Below are 15466 nucleotides of genomic sequence, written 5' to 3' on the forward strand. Positions count from 1 at the left end.
AAATTACTGGCTCTATGCGATTATCTCAAGGACAGCTAAATTTACTCGAACGTTGTCCGCGTCAATTTCAACATACTTATTTAGATGGTATTGCCTCTCCTACTAGCTTAGAGCAACAAGAACGTTTAAGCTCTGGTAGCCGCTTTCACCTTTTGATGCAGCAGCGAGAATTAGGTTTACCCATTGATGCAATTGTCAAAGAAAACGAACAATTGCAAGGTTGGATGAATGCTTTTACAGAAGCGGCTACAGAAATATTAACTCCTGCTCCTGATGGGGAGTTTCGAGAAAGTGAACATTGTCGTACTTTGCAAGTTGAAAAATATTTGCTAACGGTAATTTATGACTTATTTATCGCTAGAAGTGACACTTGCCAAATTCTCGATTGGAAAACTTACCCCAAACCACAAGATCGGCGCAAATTAGCCCAAAATTGGCAAACTCTGCTTTATCAGTATGTATTGGCGGAAACTAGCGAATATTTACCCGAACAAATTTCTATGACTTACTGGTTTGTGCAATCAGACGACAAACCGCAAAATTTGACCTTTAATTACAGCAATACTCAGCATCAGCAAATAGAGAAAAAACTTAAGCAGTTACTTCTGCAACTGACTAATTGGCTTAAACGTTACGAAATTGGCGAACAATTCCCGCAAGTGGTGGAAGGTAGCAAGACTTGCAATTATTGCCAATTTATTAGTAGATGCGAAAGACGAAGTACGAAGCGGAGCGATCGCAATTTCGAGGCAGATTTATCTGAACAAGAATATAGTACAAATACACTACCGCTTCTTGCTAATATTCAAGAAGTAATAATTCTGTAATAAGACATCTGTTACAAGTTTAGTAAATGACACAATTGCAATGGACTGTAATATCTATAGAACCGCCGCCAGATTGGTTTGTTCAAGCGGTGAAAAGCTATGTTCCCCATTCTTCAGGACATTACGCGGCTCAACTGTTGTGGCAGCGCGGGATTCAAGATGTGCAGCAGTTGGCAGAATTTATTAAACCCCAACTATATCAAGCTTCTAGTCCTTTTGTATTTGGGCAAGAAATGCAGCAAGCGGTAGCTAGATTGCAACAAGCGCGCGATCGCACGGAAAAGGTAACTATTTGGGGAGATTTTGACGCAGATGGGATTACTTCAACGGCGGTTTTATGGGATGGATTGGGGCAGTTTTTCCCGCAACATCAGCAACTAAATTACTACATCCCCAATCGCCTCACCCAATCGCACGGTTTAAACTGTCAAGGGATTGATGAACTTGCCCAAAATAATACGGCGTTAATTGTCACTTGCGATACTGGCAGTACAAATATTGAAGAAATAACTTATGCAAACTCTTTAGGAATTGACGTTATAGTTACCGATCATCATACTTTACCAAGCGATCGCCCACCTGTAACAGCAATTATCAATCCTCGTTATTTGCCAAGCAACCATCAACTGTTTAATCTTTCTGGAGTTGCCGTTGCTTACAAGCTAGTAGAAGCACTTTATCAAACCTTGCCTGATATCCCCCAGCAACCTCTAGAAGACTTGTTAGATTTGGTAGCGATTGGACTAATTGCCGATTTAGTCCAGCTAAATGGCGATTGTCGGTACTTGGCACAGGTGGGAATTGAGAAAATGCAATCGGACTCAAAAAAGTCAGAAACAGAGCGCCGCAGACCTGGAGTTGGGCGCTTATTGGATCTTTGCCGTAGAAGTGGCGATCGCCCGACAGATATTTCTTTTGGTTTGGGCCCAAGAATTAACGCCGTAAGTCGGATTCAAGGGGATGCTTCTTTTTGCGTAGAGTTGCTGACAAGTAGAGATGTTGAGCGTTGCAACCAATTGGCGCAAGAAACAGAATTAGCAAACGCGCGGCGCAAGTCTTTACAAAAAGATGTCCAGCAGCAAGTAAACGCCAAACTAGAGCGGATGGATTTATCAACGACCAGCGTTATAGTTTTAGAAGATCCGCAATGGGCTGTAGGGGTGCTGGGATTAGTCGCCGGACAAGTTGCCCAGCAAACAGGTCGCCCAACGGTTTTACTAAGTACCGAGGGTCAAACAGCTTTTGCTCGTGGTTCGGCGCGATCAGTAAATCAAGTCGATTTGTATCAATTAGTGAAAGATCAGGCGCATTTACTGCACCGATTCGGCGGACATCCTTTTGCGGCGGGGTTGAGTTTACCTATAGAAAATATCCCGTTATTTACCGATGCAATTAATCAAAGACTGCGGCAAATATTGGGAAATGCGACTTCACAGCCCACAATGCAAGCCGATTTAGTCGTCACGGTTGCCGATTTAGGTAAAAAGCTATTTTGGGAATTGAACCTACTCGAACCCTGTGGAATGGGCAACCCCGTACCAAAACTGTTGATTCAAAACTGCTGGATTGATAAAACTTGGAATCGCAATATCCGCGACGCTCAGGGGAAAGAAGTTAAGTATATAAAAACCGATTTTGAACTGCGCGATGAATCGACAAATCTTAGATTTCCTGGGGTATGGTGGGGACACTACCGCGAAGAAATCCCTAAAGGGCGCTGCGATGCCATCGTAGAACTCGATTACAACAGTTATGAAAATCCAGAAAAAGGTATAAAACCCCATTATGAAGTTAGGCTTTTAGCTATTCGTAGTAGTGCGATCACTAATCAATGTACATCCTCAGCGCCAAATAAGATTTTAGATTGGCGACAAGAAGGTTCAGTGCAAGTAGCATCAGTTTTGCTAGTTAAAAATTGTCCTAGTAACTGGGACGATTTACGGGCTTGGTACGAACGAAGTCTTGATGAAAATAAACCGCTTGCGATCGCCTTTAGCGCCCCTAACTCTGTTTCACCCCGTCAAGTTTGGTTAAATTTAGTAGGGATTGCTAAATATCTCAGCCGTACTGAGCAAAGTGTTACGCGCATTCAACTGATGGAAAAATTGGGAATCAGCGACTTATTATTGCGATTAGGTTTTACAGCTTTAAAGTGTTTGGGTTTTAAAGTTAGCTTTCAAAATGGAGCTTTTAAAATAAGCTTGCTTCAACTAGAGTCAACTATTGCTGATACTGAGAACTTGCAGACTATTGAGCAATTTATCGCGGCGGTACGAGAGGAGCAATTTCAACGCCAGTATTTTTATAAAGTGCCGCTTTCTACTATTAGTGCGGTTTTTTCTGAGGAAGTGCCTGTAGAAGTTTAGTTGAGAGTAGCAACCTTCTTGCCAAACAATTGGGGGAAAAAGCTTTTTCTAAATTCAACATTCATGACTGCTGGCTCAAAATCTTAAAGATAGCTTCACGGCTAACAGGTTCAGTATTTTCACTTTCTGCAATCGCCTTTGCTAAACCAATATCTTCCATTGCTTCAATAATAATGTCACACTTCTATTTAAAAAATGAGTTCTCCCTATGTTCATAGACTTAAGTCTACTGACATTTCATAGGTCGCTAAATTAGCATGAAGTTAATAAAAGTCCTGCTCTAGTGTAACATCTTTCAGTTTAAGGTGAAAATAATGGATTCAATTAGATATTTTTTTGGTAGAGTTCTTGGTGGATTTATTGACAGGTTGTCCGACCAAATGAGATACAGAATAACTGATGTTGCTGAATCTAAAATGAGAGAAACGGTTGAAAAATCATTTAATCAAAGTGTAACAACCAACCAGCCTAATCAAAGCGCAAACACCAAACACCAAATAGATTCTCAAGATTGAAATACTAAATTTTATTGAGAGTATGCCACTTTTTATGACGTATTTATAGGCTTAAAAGTGCCTTTAAGTGTAGTAAAAAAGATGGCTATAAAATTATTTTAACATATAAGAATTAACCATGCTAGCTTTTTAAGCTGCTACATTGTGGCAATATAAATGAAGCTCAATAACCTTTTTAGAGCGGTTAAACTCTTGCAAAGGTTTATTATAAAGTCGACTTAAACGACTCTAGCTACAAGTAAGCGGATTTCAATTTAGGAGGCTAGGATTCTTTCATAAATCAACAAGATATTTTCACTTTTGCAAGAAATCTCTCTCAGTTGACAAGCGAACAGGTAAAAACTTTGAGATTACATCCCGGAAGCAGAAATCAGCTTGTTAATAAATGATTGACAAAATTAACTCCATCATGAAACAGAAGCCCATTTGTATAAATGGGCTTCTATTGCAATCGCTGAAAAAATTAAGTTATGGCTATCGCATTTATTTTATACCAATTCTTGATGAAGCGTGCAATGGAATTAAGTTCGGGGCAATGAGAGAGTTGAAAAATCGGGATAATATTTTCTGAATAATCAAGAGCTAAGGAACGATGAAACGACCCTTGCTCCATCTGTATTATCGCCATATCATCTCCAAGTACCGCAAGTATTTCTAAAAACCGTTGAAAAAAGTCACCATCAAGATATGAGAACTTAGCGAGGAACTTTGAGTTTTGCTCCAAGTCTGTGACGAATAATATAAGCGATCGCAACTTTACCCGGTGGAGACTCGACTTTCAGCGAACTTTTTAGCTCGTCATTTTTATACTTTCTTAGCCATTGAGTAATTATTACTTGGTTGGGTCAGAGCAAGCAACATTAGTTCTTGTTCGCTGCTTACTTGTCGGCTTCTTAGCAAGTAGAACCTATGTAGGTTTTTTTTGCTACTTTCTGTCCTCACCTGTTTGAGGTGTTTTTTTAACTTTTCTCAGCTTCCAGCTAGTTCTTTTGGAACGGACGACCCATTACTCTTTTCTTCCGCACGTATCTATTTACATTTAGCCCAGCTTTATAAAAAATTGATATTAGTACATAAGTCTAATTGCATTGGTTAGAAAATCGCTTAATTTGAATATATCGAAATGAATTAGACACCTGTTTATGCTGAATTCGATTCTTCAAACTCTTGGGGAAATGTTGACTAGCGGAACTGTTCTCACTAGCACTGAGCAAATAGACTTTAGTCATCCTGCAAGTTTAGAAAATAGTAATAGAGACCTATCATTAAATCTCTATCTCTACGATGTTCGGATCAGTAAAAAAATGCCAAATAATGGCAGGCAGGTTGAACGTCATTTTGATGAGTCAAGGCAAGTTGCAGAAGTTTGTAGAGCGCCGAGTTGGTTTGATGTCTCCATTGTGATTACAGCGCGCGATCGCACTGTGTTAGGAGAGCATCGTCTTCTGTCTGAGACTCTACTGCTGTTAATGCGTAGTCGAGTATTGCGAGAGGAGTTTTTAACTCCTGACCTTCGCGGTCACGGCAACTTATCATTATCAGTTACTGGTGACCCGCCCATTGATATAGGAAGTCTATGGAGTTCTCTTTCTATTTCCATACGACCTGCTATTTATTTAACAGTAACCATTCCCTTCAATGTATGGAGAAAAGCAACTGTACCTTTGGTTACAGAACGACATTTTGGAGTCAAGGATTCAGTTCCAGCTATTAGCAAAAGCGGCTCTAAAATTCAGCGAGTTGCCATTGCTGGCATTGTCAAAAATACTCTGAGTTCAAAGCCATTAAAACGAGTTCAAGTCCTACTTCAAGGAACTGAAAAATCAGTAATTAGTGACGAACAAGGGTATTTCATCTTTGAGAATCTGACCTCTGGAAACTATATTTTACACCTCAGACGATTTGGCTATCAATCTAAGAGTTGCAATGTTTTTGTAGGCGGAGGAGCGTGTATTCCCAAAGAGATATTACTTATGCCCTCCTTGTAAATTTCTATATCAATCGATTGTCCAAATCAGGGAATACTTAACATGGCTAGATTAGATTACTTTGCACCAGGCGTTTATGTTGAAGAGGTAGATCGTGGGAGTCGTCCAATTGAGGGCGTTAGCACTTCGGTCGCAGGATTTATTGGCTTTACTGAAGATGTACGAGGCGGGGCGGAACTTTTCAAGCCAATGCTAGTTACAAGCTGGACTCAGTATCTTGATTACTTTGCCCGACGTAACTCCAACGGATTCACGGAGTTCGATGCCTATTTACCTTTTTCAGTCAGGGGATATTTCCTCAACGGAGGCGGACGTTGCTGGGTTACAAGCATCGGGACGCAACTACCCGGTATCGGTCAAAATAATGCGAATCGACAAGCACCGCTTTTGGAGATTCCAAGGCGCGGTAATCGTCCAAGCTTAAATTTATCCATCCGTCCCGAACACTTTGACAACGGACCCATCACAATTGAAATTCAAGATGGACAGCCTCGTATACCTCCAGCTAGAGATAGCAACGAAGCAAGCGACCAGCCCGAAGACCAATCGCAGGCAGAAAATAGAGTAGAAACACCCCACAATCCAAAAGAGCTTTTTTCTGTAAAGGTATACCGAGACGATCGAGTGCTTGAGGAATACAACCATTTGAGTATGGATCCAAACCCTCAAACGCAGGTTGCTACTTATGTTGTTGAAGCCCTAAAAGACTCTGAATATATTTCAATTGGAGATATCGCTCAACCCGGACTGCCCTTATCCCGACGACCCTTGAATGGCGAATACGAATTACTACCTCCAGTGCCTAATTCTACACCCGAAAAATTTGCTCGTGAAGTTGAAGGCGATCGCAGCGAACGAACTGGCGTACTAGGTATCTTTGAAATCGATGAGATTACAATGATCTGTTTTCCAGATTTGATGCGAGCCTACGAAGCTCAAATATTGAGCCTTGACCAAGTTCATGGTGTCATGGAAACAATGGTGAGTATGTCTGAAGGTTCTACCAGTGGCGATATGCCAGGGCCAACCAATCGAATGGTAGTGCTAGATCCTCCACCCGATCGCGTCAAACCTCAAGATGTCGTTGATTGGTTAGACGAGTTTGGTCGTCGTTCTATGTTTGGGGCGCTCTATTATCCCTGGGTGAAAGTACCCAATCCTCGAAATGCAGGGCGTTCGATTCTTGTTCCTCCTTCTGGTCATATGATGGGCGTATGGGGTCGAACAGATGAATCACGGGGTGTTTATAAAGCTCCTGCAAATGAAGTACCCAGAGGAATTACTGGTTTAGCCTACGATGTCAACTTTAGAGAGCAAGAACTCCTCAACCCACTCGGTATCAACTGTATTCGTAAATTTCCCAACCGAGGAATTCGGATTTGGGGTGCTAGAACCCTAGTGGAACCAGACAAAACCGAATGGCGCTATATCAGTGTTAGAAGGCTCATTAGCTACATCGAACGCTCGATTGAAGCCGGAACTCAGTGGGCCGTCTTTGAACCGAATGACGAAGAGCTTTGGACGCAAGTTAAATATACCGTCAGTAACTTTTTAGAGCGGATATGGCGCGAGGGCGCATTATTTGGGGCTACTCCTAGCCAAGCATTTTACGTCAAATGCGACGCTGAAAACAATACACCTGAAACAATGACCTTGGGTCGTTTATATATCGATGTTGGTGTCTGCCCTGTACGTCCGGCTGAATTTGTCGTCTTTCGCATCAGCCAGTGGAATGCTCTAGAAACAGAACAGAATTAACAGTCCACAAAAAGTCAACTATTCATCGAACGAAATAATTAGGAGGAAATCATGCCAGGTCAAGATTACATTGAATGTTCTAGCTTTACCTTTACTGCCGGGTCTAAAATCAAGGACTTACCAGTCAAGGAGTTCAGCAATATGGGGATGGATGCTCCTCCCACCGATCATGTTGCTGGATCTGGAAAAGGTGGAGAAAAAACCATGCAGCCAAAGCCAACACCTGTAAAACCGATGAACCCAACGATTGTTTTGGCTGGATGTAAAGATAAGAGCGCCTATCAATGGTTTAATAAAGTTAATCCTCCTACGGGTAATAATCCTGACTGGAAAGGACAACTTGAAGATGCAAAAATAACTGCGTATGCAGACGGCAAGAAAGTTATGGAATGGCAGATTAAGCAATGCTATCCCTGTAAATATTCGGTTTCTTCATTGACTGCTGCTGGTGGCGAATTAATTTGTGAAACGATAGAGTTAGTTGCTCAAGAAGTCACCCGTGAAGAATAGCTAATATTTGCATCGCTCTGGCGCAAAAATTACTAGCCCTCTTTCAACAGAGGGCAAACCTGCTCTTTTAATTCTATTTGGTTTAGCAATTACGCTGCTTTAGTTCCACGAAATAAATTATGGCAAAGTTATCTAGAGGTCCCGTTTTTTTTACTGCATCTAATTTCTACTTAGATTTAAAGCTTGATGGCTCAAGCAACGTAGTAGACGCAGTTTTCTTAGAATGTCAGGGGTTTAATTACTCGCAGGATGTAATTGAGTTTAGTGAGGTTACTTCTGGTCGATGGGGTAAGGCGAGTAAAGGAAAATTTGTGCAAACAAAACTTCCTGGTCATGCCAAAAGTGGAAACTTGACTTTACTTCGAGGAATGACAAGTTCTATAGCTCTATGGAACTGGTTTGAGTTAATTCAAGATGGCAACTGGGCTAAACAAAGAAAGAATGCTCTTTTAACGATCTATGAAGGTGGAAAACCCCAGGCAAGATTTGAACTTACAGCAGCCTGGCCTACTAGATACAAAATTTCGGATGTTAAATCAAATAGTCAAGAGATAGAGGTTGAAGAAGTCGAAGTAGCTTATGAAGGATTTAAGCGTGTAAAAATCTAGTAGCTATTTCGTGGTTTAAGAAATTCAATCTTCCTATTGATTCTTGCGGTTTGGTAAAACTTGATGTTCCGAGATGCTCATCAGGAGAGATATTTCATCAGTTGAAGCTTATGAGTAATGGATTAGCGATCGCCGCAATTACTGCAATTCTAAAAAACCTATTGGAAAATGGTTTAGTTCAAAATTCGGCTTTGTCTAGCATGGGAAATGTGCTAGTAACTACACTCCCCCCAGATCAAATTTCTATTGGAGTCGATGGTCAACCTCAATTAAACCTATTTCTCTACCAGGTTTCGCAAAACCGTAATGCAGACATGGGAAAGAGCAATGCCAAAGGCGGCAAGCTATGCAACTACCCAACTCACCTGCGAGAAAGTTGGCTAGAGGACGAGAATCCACCATTAGCGATTAATCTACACTATCTGTTGACCGCTTATGGCAACAAAGACTTTCAGACGGAAATTTTATTAGGGTATGTCATGCAGTTGATGCACCAAGTCCCTGTTTTGTCCAATGATGCGATTCGAGTAGCACTAAATCATATTTCATCTACCAATCGTACTGGACTATTATCGCAAGCAATTGAATCAACCTCTGTTGCAGCGTTAACCGAGCAGTTAGGTCAGGTACAAATCTTGCCAAACTTATTTGATACAGAACAAATGTCGAGATTGTGGTCGCTCTTGCAGGGTTCTTACAGACCTTCGATTGCTTACGAAGTCTCGATGGTATTCATTGGCTCTCAGAAATCTACACCTGAATCAAGTTCTCATTTACAGGCATTAGACCGACCACTCATTGAGAGAGTAACCGCATCTCCATCGACAAATGGCGAGATTGTAGCAGGCAGTAGTATCATCATATATGGGAAAAATCTTAGTGGTGATATAACTCGGATTTGCCTAAATGAAGGGAAGTCTCTATTGGAACCGCAAATTGTTGAAGATAACCGAATATTATTTAAACTTCCCCAAAATTTATACGCTGGAACTCATCAAATTAAAGTTGTTCATCAACAAATGTACAAGTACCAGAACAATCATGAAGTAGTGTCGAACGATAAAACTTTTGTCTTGCATCCAACAATCAAGGTTTCTGTCCAGAAGCAAGGCTTTAATAATCTAGACAACTCTGAAGGCACAGCCCTTACTGTGCAATTTAATCCTAAAATTTGTCCGCAACAGCAAGTAATTTTTAGACTTACCTCCACTAATGAGATTAACAAAGAAGTTTATACCTTCAATGCTCCATTTAGAAATGCGGATAATGAAGCAATTGAGCTTTTTATTGCTGATGTTCCCGCAGGCTCTTATTTGGTGCAATCAGAAATTGATGGTGTTGAAAGTGCTGATATGAATCCAACTGAGAATATTATTGTTTTAAAGGCAAAATTTTCAAAAGAATTGTGTCACGATCAAAACTGCTTAGAATGATGTTTAAAAGATAAAAAAATCGACGAATGTTTATTTTAATTGCTTATACCTTTAAGAGAAAATAGAATCGTTTATTTCAAATCCAAGTTATAAGGTCATTTCTGAATATTTAGAAAAATTTATAACAGAGATAAAGCAACTGAAAGATGGCTCATTATCTGATTTTGAAGGAAAAGCCGATCTCCAGAATGGAAAGCAAGAAAAAACGCAAGAAAAAGCTAAAAAACTGATAGGAAAGTACAAGAATTATACCGGACTCCAAGCGGATTTTCAACTAGAGTTGTGCTTAAAGTTTTAGATATCATGTCTCCTGATACTGGAGATGAAAGTAAGTTTGAAACTCAACTGCGGTTCCTAAATCGCGCAACTTGAAAGTTGAAACCTGAGACTATCAAAATCACAGTGTAGGCTGCGCTCTAACTAGAGATGAGCAAGGTTTAATAGTCTCCCTCGACTTTGAAAAAGTCAAACATGGTCTTAAGCCGATGTCGCCAAGAGTCTATTAAAAATGAATAGGAATTTATTTGAAGTAGTAAAAAACGAAATCTCGACTTCAGTCTAATCTTAGAAAATCTAGATGATGACAGAATAATAACATGATTTATTTGTTATGAGGTTAAAAGAAAATTAATGCCAGCAGAAACAAGATCGGGCGGTCAACGTCCCGGACAACGAGAAGGTACTAGAAGTCATTCTAAAATAGGCAGTAGTAGCACTAATTACAAAGAGATTGATAAGGCACTTGGTAGTCGTCCAAAGTTCGACCCTGCGGTGGAAACCCAAGTTTATAGCAAAGCTAAAGTAGTCACTAATGGCGTAACTGAATATCGATGTGCAGCATCAGGCAAAAACTTGCCAAAAGATCAAACTTCGATCGATCATATTGTGAACTGGGAAACATATTGCGCCGATTATTGTGAAAAATATGACGGACTTAATAAAGATGGATCTCTCAAAAGAGCCAAAGTTATAGAGGGTTATAACGACATAGATAATCTACGAGTAGTTAGCATATCAGCAAATTCTAGCAAGGGTAACAGACGTGTGTCTCCTAAAAATGTATTAGGATAAACTAAGTAAAGAGTTGTAATTTTTTCCAAAAAATTGTTTGTCATCATTCTTATTTTTATAAGTCGAAAGCAATAGGCTAAGGTCAAGAAAGTTAACAGATATTAATTTTACGCTTCAAGACGTTGTATAAGTTTAACTTTTGAAGGCAATTATAATCTTAAAAGTCGTAATGATTTGATTTTGATAAATTATTGATTTTAGAAATATTAGTTATGACTATTGCAAATACTTTTGAAAATTGGCAACAAGCAAACAAAGACTTTTTACTTGTTGCTCTTGAACAAGTTTCAAGTATCATGAAAAGTTATATTGATCGAGGTGAAAAGGATTCTTCAAGAGATTTGCCTAATCGAAGTGAAGCTCGTTTTTCTCCAAAAGATATCCTGCCAGAGACTTCTACCCCACCTGCATTAGAAACACTATGTAAACGGTTTAATCTTTCCGATTTTGAAAAGAATCTACTCTTGCTTTGCGTTGGAGTTGAGTTGGATCTAAATTTTCCTGAGTTGTGTGCCGAAGCTCACGGTGTTAATCATCAACATTTTCCAACATTTGGTTTAGCTCTTCGTGCATTTCCCAATTCCCACTGGAGTGCATTGGCACCTAGTGGGCCGCTTCGTCGCTGGAAGTTGATTGATTTAGGTCCAGGGAAAACCCTTACCAACACAGCTTTGTATATAGATGAAAGAATTCTTCATTATCTAGTGGGCGTAGAAATGACAGATACATTACTAATAGGAATGACTGAGCTATCCCAAAAAGTCCAGCAACTTATACCCTCTCATCAGAGCGTAGCTGACAAAATAGAGGCTTTATGGAAACTAAGCCCCGCTCGTAATCTTCTTCCTATCATTCAACTGTGCGGCTCAGAAATAGAAGATAAAACAGATATTGCTCAGGCTGTTTGCGATCGCTTTGAGCGACGGGTGAGTCTCTTATACTGCCATTGCATTCCTCTTAACCCCGAAGACTTAGGATTTTTTATCCGTCGATTGAAGAGAGAATGCATTTTAAATTGTAAAGCTCTTGTTTTAAATTGTGATGATATCGATCCTGCCGATCAACAACAGAGAGTTGCGATTAATCAACTCCTCGATCAACTAGAAGGGTTTGTAATCGTTACAACACTTTTTCCACTCCAAGGCATAAAGCGTCAGATGATTCGCTTTGATGTTCCCAAACCCCTGCCCCAGGAGCAGTTAAGTACCTGGAAAACCTCTATGACCGAGTTCAAAACTCAACTCAATGGGCAAGGAGAATGTATTCCAGACTCAGATAAGCTGCTACAAGACTTGCAGGTTCTCACGTCTCAGTTTCAACTCAGTACCTCTATGATTCGTCGAGCCTGTACAGCAGCAGTGGCGCAGTTGACAATGCCGTCCGCTCCTTCCTTACAACAAGCTTTATGGCAAAGCTGCCGCATCCAAGCTCGTCCTGGATTAGATGAGCTTGCAGAGCGAATTGAGTCTAAATTATCCTGGGACGATTTAGTATTGCCCCCCTTGCAGAAGGAAACTCTAAAGGAGATTTCGGCTCACGTCCGACAGAAGGCTAAGGTATACGAAAAGTGGGGATTTGCATCTAAAAGTAGACGCGGCTTGGGGATTACAGCACTGTTTTCTGGCCCTAGCGGAACTGGAAAAACTCTGGCAGCAGGCGTTCTTGCTAATGAGTTGAACCTCGATCTCTATAGAATTGAACTTTCTGCTGTTGTCAGTAAGTATATTGGTGAAACGGAGAAAAACCTCCAACAGATTTTTAATGCGGCTGAGAGCGGGGGTGTAATTTTGCTTTTTGATGAGGCGGACTCTATTTTTGGTAAACGGAGTGAAGTTAAAGATTCTAAAGATCGCAACGCCAATCTAGAAGTAAGTTATTTACTTCAGCGAATGGAATCTTATCCAGGAATGGCTATCCTAACAACAAATTTGCAAAGTAACTTAGACCCTGCATTCATGCGGCGACTTCGGTTCGTGACTCAATTTTCTCTCCCAGATGCCGCCCATCGAGCCGAAATTTGGCGACGGATTTTTCCGCCTGATACGCCAACAGAGGGCTTAAGCGTTGAAAGATTGGCTCAACTTAATGCTCCTGGCGGTAATATCCGCATCATTGCTCTCAACGCGGCTTTTATAGCCGCCGATGCAGAAGAGCCTGTGCAAATGAAGCATATTCTCAGAGCAACTCAAACAGAGTATGAAAAACTAGGGAAATCATTAACGAGTGTAGAAATTTCTGGCTGGATTTAATCAGCTTGCTAATTTTTATCTCACTCTTTTGTTTTGTTCTAGCTTGGGGCTGTGTTACAAAAACTTCTTGAGGTCACGAAAGTTGATTGGAAAAGAGTTTTTCCATGTAACCATTCCTCTGATTTGATTGAGGAAGATAACTCGCTCTTTGACGGTTCCCAAGGGATGTCCTAAAACCCGTCCTTTTCTTTGCTACTTGAGTAGGAAAGCGGATAGCGCAGATACTATCAGACGCAATACAGGATGATTTTGGATTGATATTACTGCCACTTGAATGGGGTTTTGGGATTCATCAGGTACAAATAGAATTATTTCAGCCGATTATTTTTTGCAACACAACCGAATTGCGTGTACGGTAGTGCTAACCATCTGATTATCTAGTTTTTTGAGAAGATTGAAGCATTTTAAAATGGTTGATAGAGTAGTGAAAAATGAAAACCATCTTCTTGCAGTGAGTCTCCGCGATCGCCAACAGAAACTAAAGGGATACCGTAGTCTAAACGCACTGATAAATCTGGCTGAATCAGCCAACGCAAGCCCAGTCCTAAACTAGCAATTGTTGCCGGGTCGGGATCGATTTCTCGATTGTTCCAGACTGTACCGATTTCAAAAAAAGGCACTAATTGCAGTGTTCTAGAATTTGATGTGAGGGGAAAACGAACCTCAACCGAACCTGAGATCCCATTGTCAGCAATTAGTTGGTTTTGTCTGTAGCCGCGAACTGTATCGATTCCACCTAAACTGAAACGTTCTAGAGATAGCAAAGAATCGGGAGTTAGCTGGGCATCAATTCGCGCTACTAAAAGATTCTTAGGTGACAACTGCTGCACCCATTGAAATTGTCCTAACCAGGAAAAAAATTGTCCGTCTGTACCCGTATCGTTGATGGTTGCATCAAAGGCATTTACTCCGAAACTAAACTGAGACCGAGCGGCTAAAACTGTTCTCACACTGCGATTGAACCAATCTTGAGAAAACCGAATTACTGTAACTTTAGATTCCCCATTTTCAGCGCCTGCGGTGAAGGAAAAGGGAATATCGTCAAGTATATACGTTTGGCTGCGACGTAAATCTAAACCTAAGCTCAAGGCAAATTCACTATTTGGCGATCGCAACAGAGGTTGACGGAAACCAAAAGCGTAAGTTTGAGCTTCGCTATTGATGCCGACATCTCGAAAATCTGCTGCAATAATGCGGCTATCATCGTTGTTGTAGCGGAGGCTAAAAGTACCGTTAAGAGCATTTACAGGGATGTTATAGCTAATATTGTAGAAGGCAAGTCCTTCAGTACGACCGTAGCTGGCACTAAGGCGATCGCCAAATCCTAAAGCGTTATCGTGACTTACTTCTACATTGCCTTGAATAGAACCGATACTGGGAGATTGGTTGTTTTCAATGGCGATCGCCGCGTGAAAAGCGGGTGCTTCAGTAAGACTAACCCGTAAAATATTTTGCCCTTGAGTGCTACCTGCAACTAGCTCGGCTGTCACCTGCTCAATGAGCGGATCAAGTTGCAATAATTGCAATGCTTCTTCTAAGCGTTGCTGGTTTAAGGGAGTAGAGGTGGCTCTCTTGAGGCGCGAAGTCACGTATCTTGGGTCTAATCGCCTTAACCCACCAATTTCAATCCGTTCGAGTTCCCCTTCTACAACTTGAATTTGGACTATACCAGTGCTGAGGTTTTGATTGGTGGGTAGGAAAGTGCCAGAAGTGATGTAGCCGTTTTGAATATAGAGTTGGGCGATCGCCGAGCGCAGGAGGAGCAAATCTTCAAACGTAACTTCGCGGTTTTCGTAAAGCCGAGTTAAGCCCGTGATTTCGTCGTGCAAGATGGTATTGCCCAGCACTTCCACTTTTTTGATAAAAAAGTAATCGCCTGTTGAAAGACTATCTTGAGGTGGCTCTTGAGTTGAGGGAGTTTGCAGTTGAAGTGGGGGTAATGTGGGCGTTTCCAGTGGGAGCGGACGCGGCAATCGGGAGGGTTGGGGAATAGTTTGCTCTACTGCGTCAGGTGTAGTTGAAGGAATAGCAACGCCTGGTGGCAGTGTGGATTGAGCGATCGCACTGACAGCAAGGCAAAGCCAGGCCGCTAGGTAAAAACCTGGAGTGGTAACCCACCTTAAATTTGGATACATATTCAT

The 15466-nt window shown here is 41.0% G+C and carries 12 protein-coding genes; 10 read left to right on the plus strand and 2 right to left on the minus strand.

Features of this window, described 5'->3' with window-relative positions; translation table 11 throughout:
- The first annotated feature begins 14 nt into the window (after positions 1-14).
- The gene (locus tag C7B70_RS17275; protein ID WP_106370249.1) at positions 15-827 is read left to right on the plus strand and encodes a PD-(D/E)XK nuclease family protein; all 813 of its coding nucleotides are present in this window, start codon (positions 15-17) and stop codon (positions 825-827) included.
- A gap of 26 nt (positions 828-853) precedes the next feature.
- Entirely contained in the window at positions 854-3193 is a 2340-nt protein-coding gene (gene recJ / locus C7B70_RS17280; protein ID WP_106370250.1) for a single-stranded-DNA-specific exonuclease RecJ, read from the plus strand.
- Positions 3194-3254: 61 nt separating this feature from the next.
- Here recJ and C7B70_RS26435 read toward each other — a convergent pair whose 3' ends face one another.
- Positions 3255-3353, minus strand: a complete 99-nt coding sequence (locus C7B70_RS26435) for a hypothetical protein (protein ID WP_158260516.1) — start codon at positions 3351-3353, stop codon at positions 3255-3257.
- 154 nt (positions 3354-3507) lie between these two features.
- Here C7B70_RS26435 and C7B70_RS17285 point away from each other — a divergent pair, with 154 nt between their 5' ends.
- The 8 genes from C7B70_RS17285 to C7B70_RS17325 all read left to right on the plus strand — a co-directional run bounded on the left by C7B70_RS17285 (position 3508) and on the right by C7B70_RS17325 (position 13325).
- Positions 3508-3708, plus strand: a complete 201-nt coding sequence (locus tag C7B70_RS17285) for a hypothetical protein (protein ID WP_106370251.1) — start codon at positions 3508-3510, stop codon at positions 3706-3708.
- A gap of 1142 nt (positions 3709-4850) precedes the next feature.
- Positions 4851-5696: a Pvc16 family protein gene (locus tag C7B70_RS17295; protein ID WP_106370253.1), complete on the plus strand. Its 846-nt coding sequence runs from the start codon at positions 4851-4853 to the stop codon at positions 5694-5696.
- A 42-nt stretch (positions 5697-5738) separates the two neighbouring features.
- A complete protein-coding gene (locus C7B70_RS17300) occupies positions 5739-7454 on the plus strand; it encodes a phage tail sheath C-terminal domain-containing protein (protein WP_106370254.1) in 1716 nt (571 codons plus the stop codon).
- Between the two features lie 51 nt (positions 7455-7505).
- Positions 7506-7964, plus strand: coding sequence for a phage tail protein (locus C7B70_RS17305; protein ID WP_106370255.1), 459 nt, complete (start codon positions 7506-7508; stop codon positions 7962-7964).
- A gap of 119 nt (positions 7965-8083) precedes the next feature.
- The gene (locus C7B70_RS17310; protein WP_106370256.1) at positions 8084-8572 is read left to right on the plus strand and encodes a phage tail protein; all 489 of its coding nucleotides are present in this window, start codon (positions 8084-8086) and stop codon (positions 8570-8572) included.
- A gap of 110 nt (positions 8573-8682) precedes the next feature.
- Positions 8683-10005, plus strand: coding sequence for a Pvc16 family protein (locus tag C7B70_RS17315; protein ID WP_106370257.1), 1323 nt, complete (start codon positions 8683-8685; stop codon positions 10003-10005).
- A 630-nt stretch (positions 10006-10635) separates the two neighbouring features.
- Positions 10636-11076 (plus strand): hypothetical protein, encoded by a 441-nt coding sequence (locus C7B70_RS17320; RefSeq protein ID WP_106370258.1) that lies wholly within the window; start codon positions 10636-10638, stop codon positions 11074-11076.
- A gap of 212 nt (positions 11077-11288) precedes the next feature.
- Positions 11289-13325: an ATP-binding protein gene (locus tag C7B70_RS17325; protein ID WP_106370259.1), complete on the plus strand. Its 2037-nt coding sequence runs from the start codon at positions 11289-11291 to the stop codon at positions 13323-13325.
- A 404-nt stretch (positions 13326-13729) separates the two neighbouring features.
- On the opposite strand, the gene C7B70_RS17330 is transcribed toward C7B70_RS17325, so the two are convergent.
- Positions 13730-15460, minus strand: a complete 1731-nt coding sequence (locus C7B70_RS17330) for a ShlB/FhaC/HecB family hemolysin secretion/activation protein (protein ID WP_233220975.1) — start codon at positions 15458-15460, stop codon at positions 13730-13732.
- Between the last annotated feature and the right edge of the window lie 6 nt (positions 15461-15466).

The organism is Chlorogloea sp. CCALA 695, assembly GCF_003003885.1.
GTDB lineage: Bacteria > Cyanobacteriota > Cyanobacteriia > Cyanobacteriales > Chroococcidiopsidaceae > Aliterella.